This is a genomic window from Proteus alimentorum (assembly GCF_002607735.1).
GTDB lineage: Bacteria > Pseudomonadota > Gammaproteobacteria > Enterobacterales > Enterobacteriaceae > Proteus > Proteus alimentorum.
The window spans coordinates 350,616-370,339 of record NZ_NBVR01000018.1 but is presented as its reverse complement, the minus strand read 5'-3'; the positions used below and the strand labels follow the sequence as shown (position 1 = coordinate 370,339).

General features: G+C 35.9%; 17 protein-coding genes. 8 read left to right on the top strand and 9 right to left on the bottom strand.

Features of this window, described 5'->3' with window-relative positions; translation table 11 throughout:
* Positions 1–60: 60 nt before the first annotated feature.
* Positions 61–1,641 carry a multicopper oxidase CueO gene (gene cueO / locus B6258_RS04560; RefSeq protein ID WP_099074257.1) on the bottom strand — a complete coding sequence of 527 codons (1,581 nt, stop codon included), beginning with the start codon at positions 1,639–1,641 and terminating at the stop codon, positions 61–63.
* A gap of 213 nt (positions 1,642–1,854) precedes the next feature.
* Here cueO and B6258_RS04555 point away from each other — a divergent pair, with 213 nt between their 5' ends.
* Positions 1,855–2,205 (top strand): YacC family pilotin-like protein, encoded by a 351-nt coding sequence (locus B6258_RS04555; protein ID WP_099074256.1) that lies wholly within the window; start codon positions 1,855–1,857, stop codon positions 2,203–2,205.
* 123 nt (positions 2,206–2,328) lie between these two features.
* On the opposite strand, the gene B6258_RS04550 is transcribed toward B6258_RS04555, so the two are convergent.
* Positions 2,329–3,381, bottom strand: a complete 1,053-nt coding sequence (locus B6258_RS04550; protein WP_099074255.1) for an AbrB family transcriptional regulator — start codon at positions 3,379–3,381, stop codon at positions 2,329–2,331.
* Positions 3,382–3,494: 113 nt separating this feature from the next.
* Between B6258_RS04550 and B6258_RS04545 the strand changes: the two genes are divergently transcribed.
* Positions 3,495–3,905, top strand: a complete 411-nt coding sequence (locus tag B6258_RS04545; RefSeq protein ID WP_099074254.1) for a GNAT family N-acetyltransferase — start codon at positions 3,495–3,497, stop codon at positions 3,903–3,905.
* Positions 3,906–3,924: 19 nt separating this feature from the next.
* Here the strand turns inward: B6258_RS04545 and B6258_RS04540 are convergent, their stop codons facing one another.
* The 3 genes from B6258_RS04540 to B6258_RS04530 all read right to left on the bottom strand — a co-directional run bounded on the left by B6258_RS04540 (position 3,925) and on the right by B6258_RS04530 (position 7,506).
* Positions 3,925–5,955: a hypothetical protein gene (locus tag B6258_RS04540; protein ID WP_099074253.1), complete on the bottom strand. Its 2,031-nt coding sequence runs from the start codon at positions 5,953–5,955 to the stop codon at positions 3,925–3,927.
* Between the two features lie 221 nt (positions 5,956–6,176).
* The gene (locus B6258_RS04535) at positions 6,177–6,809 is read right to left on the bottom strand and encodes a helix-turn-helix transcriptional regulator (protein WP_099074252.1); all 633 of its coding nucleotides are present in this window, start codon (positions 6,807–6,809) and stop codon (positions 6,177–6,179) included.
* A 64-nt stretch (positions 6,810–6,873) separates the two neighbouring features.
* The gene (locus B6258_RS04530) at positions 6,874–7,506 is read right to left on the bottom strand and encodes a TetR/AcrR family transcriptional regulator (RefSeq protein ID WP_099074251.1); all 633 of its coding nucleotides are present in this window, start codon (positions 7,504–7,506) and stop codon (positions 6,874–6,876) included.
* Between the two features lie 231 nt (positions 7,507–7,737).
* Here B6258_RS04530 and B6258_RS04525 point away from each other — a divergent pair, with 231 nt between their 5' ends.
* Entirely contained in the window at positions 7,738–8,949 is a 1,212-nt protein-coding gene (locus B6258_RS04525) for a Tm-1-like ATP-binding domain-containing protein (RefSeq protein ID WP_099074250.1), read from the top strand.
* Between the two features lie 16 nt (positions 8,950–8,965).
* A complete protein-coding gene (locus B6258_RS04520; protein ID WP_099074249.1) occupies positions 8,966–9,793 on the top strand; it encodes a phosphoenolpyruvate hydrolase family protein in 828 nt (275 codons plus the stop codon).
* Positions 9,794–9,879: 86 nt separating this feature from the next.
* On the opposite strand, the gene B6258_RS04515 is transcribed toward B6258_RS04520, so the two are convergent.
* Positions 9,880–10,779, bottom strand: coding sequence for a diaminopimelate dehydrogenase (locus B6258_RS04515; protein ID WP_099074248.1), 900 nt, complete (start codon positions 10,777–10,779; stop codon positions 9,880–9,882).
* 200 nt (positions 10,780–10,979) lie between these two features.
* On the opposite strand from B6258_RS04515, the gene B6258_RS04510 reads away from it, so the two are divergent.
* Complete coding sequence (locus B6258_RS04510) at positions 10,980–12,320, top strand: MATE family efflux transporter (RefSeq protein ID WP_099074247.1); 1,341 nt, start codon at positions 10,980–10,982, stop codon at positions 12,318–12,320.
* Between the two features lie 271 nt (positions 12,321–12,591).
* On the opposite strand, the gene B6258_RS04505 is transcribed toward B6258_RS04510, so the two are convergent.
* Positions 12,592–13,209 carry a hypothetical protein gene (locus B6258_RS04505; RefSeq protein WP_099074246.1) on the bottom strand — a complete coding sequence of 206 codons (618 nt, stop codon included), beginning with the start codon at positions 13,207–13,209 and terminating at the stop codon, positions 12,592–12,594.
* 454 nt (positions 13,210–13,663) lie between these two features.
* On the opposite strand from B6258_RS04505, the gene pepT reads away from it, so the two are divergent.
* The 3 genes from pepT to B6258_RS04490 all read left to right on the top strand — a co-directional run bounded on the left by pepT (position 13,664) and on the right by B6258_RS04490 (position 18,281).
* Positions 13,664–14,917 carry a peptidase T gene (gene pepT / locus B6258_RS04500; protein ID WP_099074245.1) on the top strand — a complete coding sequence of 418 codons (1,254 nt, stop codon included), beginning with the start codon at positions 13,664–13,666 and terminating at the stop codon, positions 14,915–14,917.
* Positions 14,914–16,281, top strand: a complete 1,368-nt coding sequence (gene dcuC, locus B6258_RS04495) for a C4-dicarboxylate transporter DcuC (protein WP_099074244.1) — start codon at positions 14,914–14,916, stop codon at positions 16,279–16,281. Before pepT ends, dcuC begins: the two co-directional genes overlap by 4 nt.
* 677 nt (positions 16,282–16,958) lie before the next feature.
* Positions 16,959–18,281 carry an L-cysteine desulfidase family protein gene (locus B6258_RS04490; protein WP_099074243.1) on the top strand — a complete coding sequence of 441 codons (1,323 nt, stop codon included), beginning with the start codon at positions 16,959–16,961 and terminating at the stop codon, positions 18,279–18,281.
* A gap of 187 nt (positions 18,282–18,468) precedes the next feature.
* Here B6258_RS04490 and yjiA read toward each other — a convergent pair whose 3' ends face one another.
* Together yjiA and B6258_RS04480 are read right to left on the bottom strand one after the other, a co-directional pair.
* A complete protein-coding gene (gene yjiA / locus B6258_RS04485; protein ID WP_099074242.1) occupies positions 18,469–19,449 on the bottom strand; it encodes a GTPase in 981 nt (326 codons plus the stop codon).
* A 22-nt stretch (positions 19,450–19,471) separates the two neighbouring features.
* A complete protein-coding gene (locus B6258_RS04480; protein ID WP_004245057.1) occupies positions 19,472–19,678 on the bottom strand; it encodes a YbdD/YjiX family protein in 207 nt (68 codons plus the stop codon).
* Positions 19,679–19,724: the final 46 nt, after the last annotated feature.

The following is a 19,724-nucleotide window of genomic DNA, read 5'->3' as shown; positions in this document are numbered from 1 at the left end:
TCAATCCCATGCCCTTTATTGATTTATCTTACTGATATTGATAGCTTTTATAGTGATTGATTATTTACTAACAGTAAAACCCGCCATCATTCCAGTATCTTCATGTTCTAATAAATGACAGTGCGCCATAAATGGATGTGTTTTTGTCGCCAAATGATCGAACTTCACTAGGATTTCGCTAAATTGTCCTTCAACTTTTACGATATCCTTCCAACCTTGGCGATGCTTCTCTGGCGATCTACCATTTTCAGATAAAATACGAAATTGTGTACCATGAACATGGAATGGATGTAACATCATGTCACCACGGCCGGAAACAACCCAACGTTCATAAACGCCTTGTTTCACATCAAATGCAGGTTCAGTCATTGAGAATGGAATACCATTGATACTATTCGCATTATAGATATCAAGATCCCCACTACCATGACCACAATTCATTCCACCGCCCATCATGCCATTGCCATTACCTTGACGCATATGACTCATTCCATGATGAATGCCCGCTAATGCTTTATCCCCATAACGCTCTGTTAATAACATCATACCTTGCATATCTAAACGCATATCCATACGTAGATGTAATGTACGCGTTGAAAGATTGCTTAATGTTGGTAATGCAGGAATATGCGCCAATTGCTCAGGTAAAAGACCTTGGCTTTTTTCTGCTGATGGTAACAAGCGCAATACAGGCAATACATTATCAAATGGCGCTAAAACCATCCCCATTTGGCGAACGGGTAAAGTGACAATATCAAAATCACGCCCATCAGAGGTATCCACTAAAACTTCAAAACGCTCCCCCATTAAAATCGGTAATTCAGTCACTTTAACTGGCTCTGCAAGTAATCCACCATCGCTGGCAATCACATACATTGGTCTGCTATCACTTGTGGCAAGGTTTAAGCTACGTGCATTACAACCATTTAAGAAACGTAATCTTATCCAACCTTTGGGTACGATATGTCGTGGTTGAATGGCACCATTGGTTAACATCATATCGCCAAACCAACCAATTGCCGCACTCATTACATCAAGTTGATAATCAATTTGTCCATCACTGTCTAAACGTTTATCTTGTAAAATAACAGGTAAATCATCAACGCCCCAGCGATTAGGCAATTTACGGCTTGCGGTTTCATCATCTTCAATAATCACTAATCCGCCCAACCCCATGGCGACTTGTTGTCCAGTAACACCATGCGTATGAGGATGGAACCAGCACGTTGATTCAGCTTGATTGGGTGTAAAGGTCACAGTACGAGATTTTCCTGGCTCAATCATTGCTTGTGGGCCGCCATCTTCTTCACCACTGATTTCAAGTCCATGCCAGTGAACAGTTGTTGTTTCTGGTAATTGATTATTGATATTAATTGTGACGGGCTGACCACGTTTAAGTTTCAATGCAGGGCCTAATAAGCTGCCGTTATAACCCCAAGTAGTAGTATTCGCAGTAGGTATAAATTTAGAAATACCTTGTTGAATATTCAGAACAATCTTTTGTTGGGCATCGGGGGTAATTTGAGGTGGAATAGCCAATGAAGGCGTGTTACTTTGGGCAAACGCAAAACGACTCCAACTTGGTAATAATGTTACAGCACTTAATGTGGCGCCTAATTTTAAAAATTCGCGACGTTGCATAATGTATTCCTTTAAATAAAAACAAATTATTTTGTATTTATTGAAATAAGATGAATAAAGAAGTTTTGTAAGCTATTACCAATGCTAAAGTTTCCCCTTACTGGAAGGTCAATTTAAAACCCAACAAAACATAGGGTCTTTGCAAAACTTTTAATTACATTAAGCCAAATAACAAAACTTGCTAAATCATCACACAAAGGAACAGCACACCTAATGAAAAAAATGTTCGCCTTGTTCTGCACTCTAACGCTTTCTTTTACTGTGCTCTTTTCTTCGAGTACAAAAGCGTTAACGTATACACAAGCAGAAGACTTGGCAGATTTAACCGCCATCTACCTTTTTTTAAATAAAGATTGTGGTTATGAGCAGATATCAAAACCAAAAATTGAAAGAGCCTTAATGGTATTTTCTCGCTCACAGCAATGGGATGTCAGTAATTACTCAACATTGCCGATGAGTCAATTGAATGAAAATAGTTACAATGATTTAAAAGGTATTGAAGTATCACACAATAAGAAATGCCAATTATTAGCGAATAAATCACTCAGTTTATTAAACTATTAATGCCTCTATTAGGTCACCATTCAATTGATAGAACAAGATAACCTCTTGAAGTAGCATGCTTATTTTTCAAAATAAAGCGACTAAATAGAGGTTATCAAAAAACAGAATTATCCCTTCTATATTTTATTCTTCTTTGTTTTGATTATTTTTCTTCTGTCTATATTCATTCCAATACAAAGCAACTGATGGAATACTTTGAATAATCAACATTCTAAAAATATGATTCGACATCACAAAAGCGGCATCGACATTCATCGTTATCGCAGCAAATGTCATGGCTTCCATACTTCCAGGCGCCCAAGCCAATACTAATGTTGCCCAAGGAACACCGGTTAAATAAGCGGCACCATATGCGACAATCACGGTTAAAATCACATTAATAATAACCACTTGAACAGAAGAAAAAGCATTTTTAATTAATGATGAAAGAGGGAAAACAACAAAGTGCGCACCAATATTCATACCAATTAAAACCATGCTCAATTCATTAAGTAACATGGGAAAAGCAATAGATTCGTTAACAAACGATTGAACCAGTACCGCACTACCTAATGAAGTCAACATAAATGGCGCAGGAAATCGGATTTTCTGCAATAAAAGCCCTGAACCTAACCCTAAAGCCACAATCAATAATAACCACGACAATGAAATAATAGTCATTTCAGGTATAGAAAATTCTGGCATATTAGCTTTATCAGTACCGACGATAAAACCCGCCATAATGATCAGCACCATTAAACGAATAGTATGAGAAATAACAATTTTTTGGGGTGGCGTTTTAGTATGATCAGTTAATGCTAAAATAGCCGCCATCGCACCGGGTACGGCACCTAACATCGACTCTTCTTTCGTCCAACCAATATGACGATGGAACCAAAAATAGCTCACAAAAAATTGAATGGCTAAACAAACAACAAGAGTGAGTAATAGAATAATTAAATTATCAGCACTGCCTAAATGAACTTGATTAAACATTAAGCCAACCGATGTACCTAAAGTCAGTTGAATAAACGTTAATGTATGTTTAGGAACCGCAAACTCCCATTTAAAGCGATAAGCAATAATAACAACAAGGATCGGCCCAAACATCAGCGCCATGGGCAAACCAGAAAGGGTAAGTACACCACCTATTAATGCACAAAATAGAATACCTGGTAGAGTTTTTAAAAACGACATGTTGTGTTACTCAGTTTTTTTAATTATTGTTTCCATCCTAGCATTTGTATAAATATTTAATAACCAAATAGTGATAAAGTAATTATTATTTTTTTTAATACATAGAGCCGATTATGTCGCTGAAAATAACCACAAATCCCACATCAAATGAGATCAATGAAATTTATGAAGGTTTGTTAACACATAACCTCAACTATATTCATATGGATCAATACACTCCACTTGCTGTCTTTAAGGAAAAAAACGGTAAAAAGATAGGTGGGATCACTGGGGATATTTTAGGAAATTGGCTACGTATTCGTTATTTGTGGGTAGATAAAACCTATCGTGGACAAAACATAGGTACAGAATTACTGCAAACAATGGAAAACACAGCCAAAGAAAAAGGCGCCAAATATGCTGAGGTTGATACCTTTAGCTTTCAAGCCCTGCCTTTTTATCAAAAGCAGGGATTTGAAATATTTGGTACGTTAGAAAATTATCCTATTAGTGATAAGAAATACTATTTAAAGAAGATGTTATGATATTTTCAGATTAAAATATTTATTCATTTTTTTCTAAATGAGTTAAATTATAATAATCTTTTTTCATTTTTAATTTTTTTTCATTTAATGAGACTTCTTCCAAATCATTATTTAATTCTTTCATGTTAAGTTCCGTTTTTTTTAACTCCGCTTCAATATTATTTTTTCCTAAAGATTGTTCAGGTACTAATTTAAAATCTATTGAAGGTGATTCTTGTTCTTCATAAGCATTATTAGAATCATCATAATCAATAGTATCATCCCATTCTAAACTATTAGTAGAATAGTCAAATCTACCCATATCGCTATCTATTTCATTGTCATCATTTTTTGTTTTATTGTTCGTTTCTATGCTTTCATTGGAATCATGAATAAACTTACTCATTAATTCCATAATATTATCTAGTAGTTCTTTTTTTCCAATAAGCATAGAATAATTAATCTCACCAAAAATACTCTTCAAAATATTTTCTATTTTTCCTCTTATAAAAGAAAAATCCTTATTATTAGAGTGCTCAATTAATTCTGCCATCGAACTGAACATATCAGCAATATTTTCTGTGGATCCTCTTATTTTAGAATAAAAGCTTTTACCCTTGCTCAATTTAACTGAATAATCTGAATCAATATTATTTAATTGTTCTTGAATATTATGAGTTATATTAGATATAGCTGTTATTTTCTCTAATGGGATCATTAATTCTTTATTTTTAGATTGTGGCAAAGACAAACTTTCGGTCACTATGCTACTTAAATCATAAAGCTTAGATAGGATGTTTTCGATCGCTTTTTGAATATTGTTTTTTTTGATAATTGCGGTATCTTTATTTAGAAGATTAGAATACTCCGTTTTTAAAATTGTATCTAATTTATCTACGCTGCTAATATATTCTTTATTCATCAATTCAGAGACATTATCACTCACATCATTGCTGTAACCACGACTATGGAGACTAGAAGAATCATCACTAAGTGAACTAACAAATGTTAAATCACTTATCAAATCAGAGGCATTATCATTCACATCATCTCTGTCAGCGCCACTATGAGCACTTGAAATGTCATCATTTCTATTTTGAATTTCTATATTGCTATCTGTATTTACACTCATGCTTTGGGTTGTTATTTTTTTCTCTTCCCCATAAAATTCATTCATATATTTATGGATCCAAGTATTTTTAATTTGTTGTGGGAGAAAAGTAACCCCTTGATGACTATGCTCTTCATTAAGAATAACATGCATTATATTCTGTAACTGTTTTGGAAAATCTTGTTCAAATACCTGATTCATAATACTAGAATTATATTCTGATAAAGAGACTAAAAAATTAATTTTAGACATAAATTTTTCTTTATCTTTATTACTTGAAAAATTAGCTAATGTGCTTTTATCTTTATTTTTAAATTGTATTTCATTTCTATACTTTATTACGACCTCATTAAATATTTTTTTTATATCTTCTTTTTTTAGTCGCTCAACTCTTTCCTCAATAATATTTTTGAATATATCTGCAAGTTGATTATCTTCAATATTCTCTGAACTTCGACAAAAATACTCAGCTCGTTGCAATTCATTTAAGTAATTAAAGAAGCTATATCTAGTTTTGAAACTTGAATTTTCATTCTCTATTAAAGAGATAAAGTGGCTTACTTTATGACGCTCAACCATTACTTTATTTTTTAAATCAATAATATTATCTAGTTCACTTTTATCATCAAAATAAACACTCTTACTACTCTCTATATTATCAACATTATTTTGCCTATGCTTTAACGTAGAAACAGCTTCATTATATTTATTAAAATTAACATTAAAAACATCATCTTTTCTATTACTTATTCCCATTCTACCCGTTTGGCTAATCATAAATAATGTTGAAAATCGTTCCATTTTATTAAATATTTTTTTTATAAAACTGGGTTTCGCTGTTGTATTAGAAATATCTTGTATGTTCTTTGCAAAAGTTACATGACCTACGTCAAAAAGATTTTTCTTAGTGGAAAAAACGATCCTTTCAGGGAAGGCACCTAAATGATTTATACCACTCATTTTAATATCCTTACATTAATTAATTAACTATTGATTTTATTATTTTTATTAATTAATATTTGCAGAAATCACACCAAATTAATTGACCGACCAATTTCAATAAAAAAACAATATATTATTAAAATAAACAAATAGAATAAAAAAAGATATCAGCAAGTGATATCTTTTTTTAGTTTAATGTTTTATCTTCCGCTGGAATTTAAAAATAATTTATTTCTTAATCATTCTTTTAAATCGTTATACACCGTTGCTCTTGAAACACCAAGATATTGTGCAGTGATTTCCATTGCTTTACGCAGAGAAAGATAACCTTCATCCTGTAAACACAGTAGCAATTCACGACGTTGATGAGGTTTCAATGCTCTTGGTGTCACTGAATAAGTCGCAGAAAACTCATCAATACGTTTTTTCAGCGAATCTTCAGTCACTGAACTAAAGGTTTCAATAATGTCATTGCCTTCTTCAAGAGTCGCAAATTGGTTAAGTACCATTTGCAATCCTTTGATCATTGAAATATCAATATTTAAACATAGTGCCGCAACATAATTGCCTTGTTTATCTTTTATACCGATAGATGTACTTTTCGCGGTTCTACCATCAGGAAATTGATTAGGATAATTGGCGACAATTTGTGGGAAGTCTGATGATTCAATACGCGCCATCCCCAATTCTGTTGCTCTATCCCCGACTTTTCTTCCTGATAGATTATTTTCAATGACCATAATAGTATTTTCACTATCAGTTAGATCATGAAGTACAACTTCACAAAAAGGCGATAATGTTTTACCAATGCCTTGTGCAATAAATTCTAGTTGTTCTACCAGCCACTCTTGGTCTTCTGTTTTGTGTGACATAACGATCCCTGCAATAGCTAAAACGTAAATGATTTATACAATTTTAACTGATTTATTCAAATAATTAATCGTTATCTGCAGGATAATCAGATTTTGCCTGATTTAAGATAGCTTTTGCCATCCATTGAGTCATATCTATCACCTGTTGATCATCCATTTTCCAGATATCTTTCATCACTAAAAAGACTTCAGAGCCATAAATCAGAGAAAATGCTTTAATCACTTTATCCCACATTTCTTGGGGATAATGCGCTTTTAATGGCTCTATAACTTTCAGTAAAATCTCTTTACGATGACCTCGAATAAATCGTTTTTCCGCATACTCACTCGATTGTCGCTCTTTTGCCCATTGCTGTAATGAAACTTGCAATGCGCCACGTAGCGCCCCTTCATGTTTAAACATTTGAGGATAGGCAAGATTGAGCAACTCAGTAATGCGTTGTTGTGTATTATCTTCGGGAGTGGGTGTCCATGCAATAATTGGTGCTAAACTTGCGTCAACGGTGGCACTAATTAAATCACTTTGTGTAGGAAAATAACGATATGCGGTTGCTCTCGAAACACCTGCATGTGCCGCTAATTCCGACACTGTCGGTAACATTCCTTGCTCAAAAAGCCCCAATGCTGTTGTCACCAACAACTGATAAGTTCTTTTTCGTGTACCGGACATTGCATCCGTTTCATCATTGTAACTCATAGAAGATCCTTCGTTATTTCTACACTTTTATGTGCCTAGCTTATCTTAAGCCAAATACTCACAACTATTAATGTTTACTTTAGGTGATTAATTTCACCTTATCGACCTCTAGAGTATAAAAATAAAAATAATGAGACAAGCGTCTCAAAACGATGCTATGATAAATGAAACTCAAGTCTCATTATGATTATAATCTATTCGTCAATAATCATAAAAGGTATGGGAAGGCTTATGAAACAGTATTCTGGTTCTATTTATATTGCCACAACGCTTGATACTAAAAGTGCTGAGATTTTTTATGTCAGTGATTTAATTAAAAAAGCAGGCCTTCCTGTTAAAACCGTTGACTTGACAACCAAACCCACGGCATTAGCAAGAAAAGCTGATGTCACCGCAACAGAAGTTGCACGCTGTCACCCAAATGGCCAAGAAGCTGTGTTTTGTGGCGATAGAGGGAAAGCAATAGAAGCGATGTCAATCGCATTTGAACACTATTTAACTCACTGTGATGATGTCTTAGCCATTCTTGGGCTAGGCGGATCAGGTGGAACGGCACTGATTACACCAGCAATGCAATCTCTGCCAATTGGTGTACCTAAATTGATGGTATCTACGATGGCGTCTGGCGATATTTCAGGCTATATCGGTGCAAGTGATATCTCAATGATGTACTCCGTCACAGATGTATCCGGCTTAAATCGCATTTCTCGTAAAGTCCTAAGAAATGCGGCGAACCAAATAGCTGGCGCTGTTTATTTTTACCAAGAAGAACAGGTTGTTGATAAACCTGCGGTGGCGTTAACCATGTTTGGTGTAACCACCCCTTGTGTACAACAACTTACACAAAAACTTGAAAATAATTATGACTGCCTTGTTTTTCATGCAACAGGAAGTGGCGGTAAAGCCATGGAGAAACTGGCAGACAGTCACCTACTTCATAGCGTGCTCGATCTTACAACAACAGAAGTCTGTGATTATTTGTTTGACGGTGTACTTGCTTGTGATGAAGACCGTTTTGGTGCAATCGCCCGTACCAAAACCCCTTATATAGGTTCTTGCGGTGCATTAGATATGGTGAACTTTGGTCGCCCATCGAGTGTTCCTGAGAAATATAAAGGGCGTCAATTTTATCATCATAACGCGCAAGTCACCTTAATGCGCACGACACCAGAGGAAAACCGTCAATTAGGTATCTGGATCGCTGAGAAACTTAATCAGTGTGAAGGGCCATTGCGGTTTGTATTACCACAGGGCGGTTTTTCAGCTCTGGATATTGAAGGAGCCCCTTTCTGGGATCCTCAAGCAAACCAAGCTTTTTTTGATGCATTTATAACAACATTTAAAGAGACAGAGACTCGTCAATTAGTCATCAGTCCTTATCACATAAACTCCGCTGAGTTTACTCAGCAAATTTATGATTTACACCAGGAACTTATTTGTTAACCACGGAGAAAGAAGAATGACTCATTCACGTGAAACGTTACTAAAAAAATTCAATGAAATGATTGCACGCCATGAGCCAATTATTGGCGGTGGTGCAGGTACAGGGCTTTCAGCTAAGTGTGAAGAAGCCGGTGGTATTGACCTTATCGTTATTTATAATTCAGGTCGTTATCGTATGGCTGGCCGAGGCTCTTTAGCGGGTTTATTAGCTTATGGCAACGCTAATGAAATCGTTATGGATATGGCAAAAGAAGTATTACCTGTTGTTAAGCATACACCTGTACTTGCTGGCGTTAATGGTACAGATCCTTTCTGTAACTTTGATAAATTCTTAGATGAAGTTAAAGCAACAGGTTTTGCTGGCGTACAGAACTTCCCAACAGTAGGTCTAATCGATGGGAATTTCCGCGCGAATTTAGAAGAAACCGGGATGGGTTATGCTCTTGAAGTGGATATGATCCGTAAAGCCCATGAGAAAGGTTTATTAACCACACCTTATGTCTTTAGCCGTGAAGATGCAATTGCAATGGCTGAAGCTGGCGCAGATATTATTGTGCCTCATATGGGGTTAACAACTGGTGGTAATATTGGTGCTGAAACAGCATTAACCTTAGCGGACTGTGTGCCTTTAATTAATGACTGGGCAAAAGCGGCAAAAGCGGTACGTTCTGATGTCATTGTACTTTGTCATGGAGGTCCAATTGCAACGCCAGAAGATGCACAATATATCTTAGATAATTGCCCTGATTGCCACGGCTTCTATGGTGCAAGTTCAATGGAACGCTTACCAACAGAAGTGGCATTAACCGCAACGACCAAAGAATTTAAAAGTATTAAACGCTAATTCAAAATCATCAAGTTTGCCTAAGCGTTAATCCATATTGCCCACGTTATGTGGGCAATATTTTATGCAAAGCTGACTAATTAAAATTAGACCAATTTTGCAATTAATGTATTTAAATCCCCAGCTAAGAAATCAACAGGTGGAATTTCAATAACCGTATAAGCACCTGCTCGTTGCTTCATACTTGCTCTTGCGGCAGACACCATAAATTGAGACGTCAATGCAGGGTTGTTAATACGCATTGAATATTCAAATAATTGATTATGTGTTTTACCTGATACCCCTTTATGGGTCATATGAACGCCATGTCCCACATCTTTTAAGCTATCAACACAATCAACTTGCTTCACATGGGTTTCATCAGAAGAGAAATAGCTATCTGCTTTAATGGCTTGCTCTACTTGATTAAAATTCGCTCCCGTTTCTAATTCCACATAAACCATACGACGATGGACCCCCGTCCCTAATGGAATAGTCATTGAAAGCGCATCTTTTACACCATCAATCGCTTTAGCTGCTACGCTATGTCCCATGCTCATACCCGGTCCAAAGTTAGTATAAGTGATCCCTTTTGGCGCCATGGCTAACATTAGCGTACGAATAATAGAATCAGAACCCGGATCCCAACCCGCTGAAATAACCGCTACACGGTCATGTTTTTTTGCGACTTCATCTAATTCTGCTTTTAATGACACGATTTCACTGTGAACATCAAAACTATCTACTGTATTAATGCCTAAGCTTAAAATAGATTTAGCGAGTTCTTTAATTGCACGAGTCGGTGAACATAAGAGAGCCACATCAACATTACCTAATGTTTTAATATCGTTAGTTACGGTAATATTTTGCAGTTCTTCTGGAACATTATTGATATCACGACGAACAACACCCATTAATTCAAAATCTTGAGCAGCTTGAACCGCTTCTAATGCAAATCGACCAATATTGCCATAGCCTACAATGGCCACTTTTATTTTAGTATTCATTCATTCCCCTGACTTTAATGTTAATCATCTCTTAATGATAATAGTGATTAGTTATCAATGAATAAACCATATAAATATCTTTTTTGCTAGATAAACATTATTTGCGCTATTACCTTGTAAATAAACCTTGTAGAATCTCTCTTCTTCCTACGCGTTATATTAATAATATCGATTTCACTCTGTTTTTAAGAAGGTTTTCAATGCATCAGTCTGATGTAGCGGATCGCTCGCTTTTTTCCCTTAGTTGGCCAATATTTATAGATATCTTCCTACATCTAGCCACACTATTAATTAATACTTACATGGTAAGCCACGTTTCCACCGCTTACTTAGCCGCTATGGGCGTCGGTAACCAAGTTTTTGATCTTTTCATCACCATTTTTAGCTTTATTAGTGTGGGATGTAGTGTTGTTATTGCCCAATACTTAGGTGCAGGTAAAAAAGAAAAAGCCAGCCAAGCAATTCATATTTCTATCGCTTTTAACTCTTTGCTCGGTATTAGTAGCGCTTTGATCATTCTTTTCTTTGGCTACAATATTCTACATATTATGAATACGCCTGAGCATTTAGTGCAAGATGGCTACAACTACCTACATATTATTGGTATTTGCCTTATTCCTGAAGCTATTTCGATTATTCTTGCTGCTTGTCTAAGAGTTTATGGCAAGTCTAAAGCGGCTATGTATGTCACATTGATCGCCAATATTGTTACTGTTATTGGTAATATGATTGTGCTTTATGGCTTTTTTGGTTTACCACAATACGGATTAGTCGGCGTTGCTTGGTCTACCGTTGTTGGTCGTATTATTGCCGTTATTTTACTATGTGGATTACTGTTCTACGGTTTACGTATTAAATTCGAAGCCAAACAACTCGTGGTATGGTCTAAAAATATGTTGGGAAAAATCCTACATATCGGTTTACCTGCTGCTGGTGAGAACTTGGTTTGGATTTTACATTATATGACTGCATCTGCCTTTATTGGATTAATGGGTGAAGTCCCACTTGCTGCACAAACTCTCTATTTCCAATTGTCACTGTTTTTAATGCTCTTTGGTATTGCGATTAGTATTGGTAATGAAATATTAGTGGGTCACTTAGTTGGCGCAAAACGCTTTGATGATGCTTTTATTAGAGGCTGGAAAAGCTTAAAAACAGGTGTGATATTTACAATTGGTGTTGTTATTGTTTATTGGTTTATGCGTGATCCTATTTTGTACTCGATCACAGAAGACCAACGCATCATTGACCAATTGGTCCCATTGTTTATTTTGTCTGTCTTTTTAGAGCCGGGTCGTACTTTTAATATCGTGATGGTGAATGCCTTGCGCGCAGCTGGCGATGCTAAATTCCCACTTATGACAGCAATTTGTTTTATGTGGGGAGTCGCTATTCCTGTAGGTTATTATCTTGGTATTAAGATGGAAATGGGCTTAATTGGTATTTGGATTGGCTTCCTTTGTGATGAATGGCTACGTGGCTTAACTAACGCATGGCGTTGGCGCTCCCGTAAATGGCAAGCTAAGCGTTTGGATATTTAATCTTAAAAAGCCTGATAATCATTTATCAGGCTTTAACAAGAGCGCTCTACTTAAAAATTCAATAATACCTTCTTTATCATATTTAGCTAAAACGAAATTAATTATCACACTTTCAATATCATTAATTTTTTTTATGTTTTTTCAGAAAAACTAACCGTTTCATTAACTTCAAAATAATCTGAATTCGAATCTGAATTTCAATTAAGATAAAAAACAGTATCTGAACTATGATTTGATAAACCTGACATTTTTCAATAAATATTATAACGTATTAATTTTTATAAAGAACATCATCAATAGCATTATTGATACTATCTTGTAAAAAATATTTATAGCTATCAACATCCTCAAAATTAGATTTTATTTTATCATCTGAATTTAATATGCTATCAACTATTGATTCTAAAAAATCACTTTTAATTCTAGTTAAAGATATTGCATCACCAGAAAATAGAATCCATTTAGAATGAAATTTTAATTCACTCTTAAATTCTATAATTTTTTCTTTCTCTAATGTCGGTATTCCTTCCAAACCAGAGATAATATCATTAATTACATGCGCTTTTATTTCATCACTTCTTACCTTTCTAATAATATGAGAAAAGGTATTATAAATAGGCTTATCAATTTCTATATTATTGTCATCTTCATTATTATTTAAATATATTTTTTTATTTTCATTTTTATTATTAACATTATCAATATTATCAATACCTTTCTTTATCCCTAAAAAATTAATATGTTTATTAAACACAGGATTTATAAATAAAACAATAGTATTATAGCAACCTAATATCATTCCATTTAAACTATTCCTAACTACTCTCTCTTTATTTTCAATATTTTTTATAGCAGAGAATGCGCTACGAACTATATTGTTAACATACATAAACCCTCCTAGTATTTCCAAGAGGATTAAACAATATCCTCTAATTTCTTTCTATCAATAACCCATGCTTTTTTTAGTTATTTATTTCTCATCAAATACCACAAAAAAATTAATTATTAATCATCATAAAGCATTAAAATAAATGATAAATTATTTTACCTTCTTAAAACGACTTATGTTTAACATCACTTTTTTATGATTAAAATCACAAAAAAAACCTCTGTAAGTTAAATAAAATAACCTCGCCCATACAAAGCACAATTTTTTTTAATAAATAAAAAACCAAAAATCAAATATTAATCAACATTAAAATTTTCTTACAAAAATAATTATTTTTCCCTAATTCCCTATTGTTTTTTTTATGATACAAGTAGGTGTTGCCCTTTCCAATAAATGAGACAACTAAGCTTTAATAGAGAGAATACATAAAAATCAAACACAATGGAGTCTTGTCATGAATCTTGTTGAACGGTTTATTTCTTATACAAAAGTTAACACCACCACAAATAGGGAAAATGGCGCTGCTGGTATTATGCCTTCATCAGAAGGTCAGCGAGTGCTTGCACTACAATTAGTTGAAGAATTAAAAACGCTAGGTGTTGAAGATATCAAAATTCGTGATACTGCAATTGTTACCGCAACACTCCCTTCTAATCTTGATTATGATGTCCCCACCGTCGCTTTTTTTGGTCATTTAGATACCAGTGCAGAACAAACTAATGATACCAAAGCGCAAATCCTACCTTATAAAGGTGGTGACCTTTGCTTAAATAAAGAACTTGATATTTATCTGCGCCAAAGCGAATTTCCTGAATTAGAAAACTATATTGGTGATGATATTATTGTGACCGATGGTACAAGTCTATTAGGTGCTGACGATAAAGCCGCTATCGCCTCTATTATGGATATGCTGCAGTACTTTAAACAGCATCCTGAAGTTAAACACGGTACAGTTAAAATTGGTTTTGTACCCGATGAAGAGCAAGGTTTACGTGGTGCAAAAGTCTTTGATACTAAAGAATTCGATGCTGATTTTGCCTATACCTTAGATTGCTGTGGTATCGGTGAATTAGTGTATGAAAACTGGAATGCTGGTGATGTTGAAATTACCTTTACAGGTGCATCAGCTCACCCAATGTCAGCAAAAGGTAAATTAAAAAATTCACTGTTAATGGCGCACAAGTTTGTTGCAATGTTACCGGGCGGTGAAGCACCTGAATATACCGAAGGTCGTGAAGGTTATTATTGGGTCAAACAATTAGCGGGTAATAGTGCGCGTACTGTCTTAAAAATGGATGTGCGTGATTTTACCGAAGCAGGTTATGCCCATCGCATGGCATTTTTAAAACAACTTTCTGAGTATTGTGAAGGTCTCTGGGGTGAAGGCTCTGTCACTTGTAAACTCGCTGACCGTTATGCCAACGTATTTAATAGCCTGCAAGGTGATAACCGTTATCCTATCGATATTGCGGTGGCGGCTTATGAAGCGAATGGTATTACACCTCGTCCAATTCCAATGCGTGGTGGCTATGACGGCGCAGCACTCTCTCAAAATGGCTTACCTTGCCCGAATATATTTACAGGTGCGCATAACTTCCACTCTATTTATGAATATCTGCCAGTGAAATCGCTTTATGCAGCCAGTGATGTTTTAAAATCTGTCGTGAAAATCACTGCTGAACGCTTTGCACCTGGAGCTAAAGCATGATCCAAATTCTTGCGGTCTTAATTGTCGTTGTTATTGTCGCTAGGATGATTTTGAAAGGATATAAAGCCGAACCCGTTTTATTAGTAGCGGGGTTAGCCTTAATGGCGCTAACCATGATGTTTGGTTGGGGTGATATTCTTCCTAAAAATGTCAAAACAACAGGTATTGGCTGGTTAGATCCCTTTGAAGTCATGCGTGATCTCTTTAGTAGTCGTGCTGCTGATCTAGGTTTAATGATCATGGCATTAATGGGATTTGCGCATTATATGGATCATATTGGCGCCAATGAGGCCGTTGTACGTGTTGCAACTCGCCCACTGAAAAATATGCGTTCACCTTATGTGTTGCTATTTTTCTCTTTTTTACTCGCGAGTATTTTGCAACTTGCAATACCGTCAGCAACAGGATTGGCCGTTCTATTAATGGGTACGATGTTCCCGATTATGATAGGACTTGGCTTATCTCCAGCATCTGCTGCGGGTGTGATTGCAACGTCATTGGGTGTTGCTTATACCCCAACAGCGATTGATGCCATTCGTGGTGCAAAAGCGGTTGATTTAGGGGTGGTTGAATATGTGCTTTATTACCAAGGACCTGCGGCGATTGCTACCGTATTAGCCGTCGGTATTACACATATCTTCTGGCAACGCCATTGTGATCGCAAAGCTGGATTTGTGCCTCAATTAGGCAAAATGTCTGAAGAAGCAAAGAGTGATAAAAATGTCCCCAGCTTTTATGCCTTGCTGCCAATGTTACCTATCATTATGGCAGTCAGTTCATCAAGCCTATTTGTTGAAGGCATTCACCTTGATGTGGTCACAATTGTATTGATTTCAATGGCGATTTGTATGCTGATTGAAACACTACGCTTACGTGATTTTAAATCAGTATGTGCGGGCTTCCAGCATTTCTTAAAAGGTATGGGTTCTGCATTTAGTAATGTTGTGGGATTATTAGTCGCAGCGGGTGTTTTTGCTCATGGTATTAAAGTCAGTGGTGCAATAGACAGCCTGATCGTTATGGCGGAATCTGTTGGCCTACCGCCATTTGCAATGGCATTGGTCTTTGCTATCGTGACATTAGCTGCGGCGATTATTATGGGCTCAGGTAATGCACCGTTCCTTGCATTTGTTGAGCTTATTCCACAAATTGCCCATAGCATGGGTGTAAACCCAATAGCGATGATTTTACCAATGCAACAAGCATCACATATGGGACGAGGTATGTCTCCAGTGGCAGGTGTTATCATTGCAGTATCAAGTGGCGCAAAATTACAACCGTTTGATGTTGTAAAAAGGACTGCAATACCGCTTATGGTAGGTTTTGTATTCCATAGTGCTATTATTGCTATCTTCTATTATTGATAAATATACCTGAAGCAATATTTGTTGCTTCAGGTTATTTTCAAATAATAAACATATTAAAAATAGACAAGGATATTTTATTGTTATTTTTATAAATAAAAGCCAGTTATCTATTTTTATAAATATATATTTAAATTTTTATTTTTAAATAAAACATTAAAAATGTCATTATGAAAATATTAATAAAATCATAAAGCTTTTTTCTTATACACTAAAAAAAAATGCGCATATTATCTGCTTTGTTAAAATAAAATGTGTTTTTGAAATTACTCACTCATTGTTTTATTTTAGCAACTCTAAATTAGCCCACATTAAGTATGATGATTATACTAGCAATAGAATTGTGTATTCATTCTATTGCCTTTTTATTTAATCTCATCGTTAATTTCTTAAATTATTTTATTCACTTGAGTTTTTTCATCCCCTCTCATTTATATATTTGACTACAAACGTCCCCCCCTCTTGTACAGATAAATTACATTAAAGAGTCAAACCGTTTGCTTTCACTTTATGTGGAAAAAATTACCAACACAGAAGTCACAAAGGGTAATATTTTCTCAAAATTTGTACAATGTTAGTAAATTCAGAAAAAATTTTCTCCCATAAATTCAGTATGATGGTGGTATTAAAAATAGAATACCCCGTTGAATTCTCATACTGTTTATTGGATGCATGCAATGAAAGAACAATTATCTTCTCGTTGGAAAATATTGATAGCGGCAGTAAAACAACAAGTAAAACCCGCTTTAGGTTGTACAGAGCCTATTTCGCTTGCATTAGCGGCTGCAACAGCAGCAAGTTACTTACAACACGCTATTACCCGCATTAGTGCAGAAGTCTCTCCTAATTTAATGAAAAACGGTATGGGCGTAACCGTACCAGGTACAGGCATGGTGGGATTATCCATTGCCGCAAGCTTAGGTGCCGTTGGGGGGGATTGTAAAGCCGGTCTTGAAGTATTAAAAAATGCAACACCAGCGCACGTTGAGCAAAGCAAAGCACTATTAGCCGCTGGCATTGTGAACGTTTCGATTAAAAAAGCGTGCCAAGAAGTTCTATATAGCGAAGTGACTGTTGAAGATGGTGAAAACAGCGCAACTGTCATTATTGCGGGTAACCACACTAATATTGTTAAAATTATTCATAACAGTCATGTTGTTCTTGATAACACTTGTGCTGGCGCAGAACAATCGGCATCACCTTGCGAAATAAAAGAAACGTTAACCCAAACCAATACTCAAGAAATTTACCAGTTTGTTACCCAAGTTCCAGTAGAAGAAATTTCTTTTATCCTTGAATCTGCACACTTAAATGATGCGCTATCAAAAGAAGGTTTGAACAATACTTATGGTTTACATATTGGGCAAACTTTACAACGCCAACAACAGCGTGGCTTATTAGCCAAAGATTTATTATCAGAAATCATGATCCGTACATCTGCAGCGTCTGATGCACGTATGGGGGGGGCCGTTTTACCTGCAATGAGTAACTCTGGTTCAGGTAACCAAGGCATTGCCGCAACGATGCCTGTTGTGGTGGTTGCTGAATATTTACACGTTGGCGAAGAAAAAATGGCTAGAGCATTAATGCTTTCCCATTTATTGGCTATCTATATTCACCATAAATTCCCTGCACTATCTGCGTTATGTGCGGCAACAACGGCATCAATGGGTGCTGCGGGTGCAATTGCATGGCTAATGGATGAACGTTACGAATCTATGGCGATGGCAATTAGTAGCATGATTGGTGATATCAGCGGTGTGATTTGTGATGGCGCGTCAAATAGCTGCGCGATGAAAGTCTCAACCGGCGCGAGTGCTGCTTATAAAGCGGTGTTAATGGCGCTAGACAACACTTATGTGACAGGTAATGACGGTATTGTCGCTCATGATGTTGATTCTACTATTGAGAATCTATGTGCACTAGCAAGCCGTGCAATGCAACATACCGATATCCAAATTATTGAGATCATGGAATATAAAGCCGTTGCTAATGGCTAATTTGAGCATCTAAAAAAAGCACCCCATAATGTTGGTTATTATGGGGTGAAACATAAGATCCTAGGAACAGGATCCTCCTCAAGTCAGGAGCTTATCAATATTCGTTACTGCTATTTACGGCTACTACGGTTACTTCGACTACTATTTACTTCATACTACTTTCTAACACTCACTACAGGGTATTCGGTTAATGTGTGCTTTCTTCTGTATTAGACATTAATGCCTCAAAGCTGGCTCTTATCTCTTCTTCTGGTAATTGAATACCAATAAAGACCAATGTGCTTTGACGAGTTTCATCTTCATTCCATGGTCTATCCCAATCTGCACTATAAAGGCGTTGTACACCTTGGAATAACAAGCGATTAGGTTGATTTTTAATATTTAATATCCCTTTATAACGCAAAAGATTATCAGCAAAGCTTAATAATAACTTTTCCATTACATCTGAAACTTCTTGTAATTCAACGGGATAATTAAATTTTAGCACAATTGAATTGATGTCATCTTGCTTATCAGCTTGATAACGAAACAGAGGCTGTTTTACATCGAGATTATCGTTCAACATAAAACCTTTTACGTTAAACAGTAATCCTAAATCAATTTGTCCATGAATAACGGTATGCACAGGAGCTCTGGCATTAATACGTCTTAACCGTGCCATTAATTCAGGAGAGGCTGGAGTGACATCTGTTTTTGTTAACAGAATGCGGTCAGCATAACCAATTTGTGATTGTGCGATCGTGAACTGATCCAGTTGTTGCTGAGCGTGAACATTATCAACAAGCGTGATAATGCCATCTAATAAGTAGCGCTGGCAGATGATCTCATGAGAAAAAAATGTTTGGCTAATAGGACCGGGATCAGCCATACCTGTGCATTCAATCACTAACCTATCAAACTCAATTTCACCTCGATCAAGACTGTCACATAAGTCTAATAGCGTGTCTTCTAATTCATTCGATTTACTACAACAAATACAACCATTGGTCAGTGTTTTAATTTGAGTGGCTCTATCACCAATGATTTCATCATCAATAGGTACTTCACCAAATTCATTTTCAATAACAGCAATTTTATAGCCATGCTCTTCATTAAGCATATGACGTAAAAGTGTTGTCTTTCCTGATCCTAAAAAACCAGTCAGTATTGTCACTGCAATAGGTTCCATCATTTATCTCCTTTACAGATCATTAGCAACAGCGAAAACCGCCTTTACCATCACCCCCACCATAACGGGCTTCCTGACGTTCACGGAAAAACTCGTTATAGGTCATAACAGGCTTATCTGGATGGTTATCTTTCATGTGTTGCACATAATTATCGTAATCAGGAATACCTATTAGCATACGTGCTGCTTGTCCTAAATATTTTCCAGCTTGTCCTAAATTACCAAACATAAGTTTCTCCTAAGCCCCGTACTGGCAAGCCAGCACGGGGGTTTAA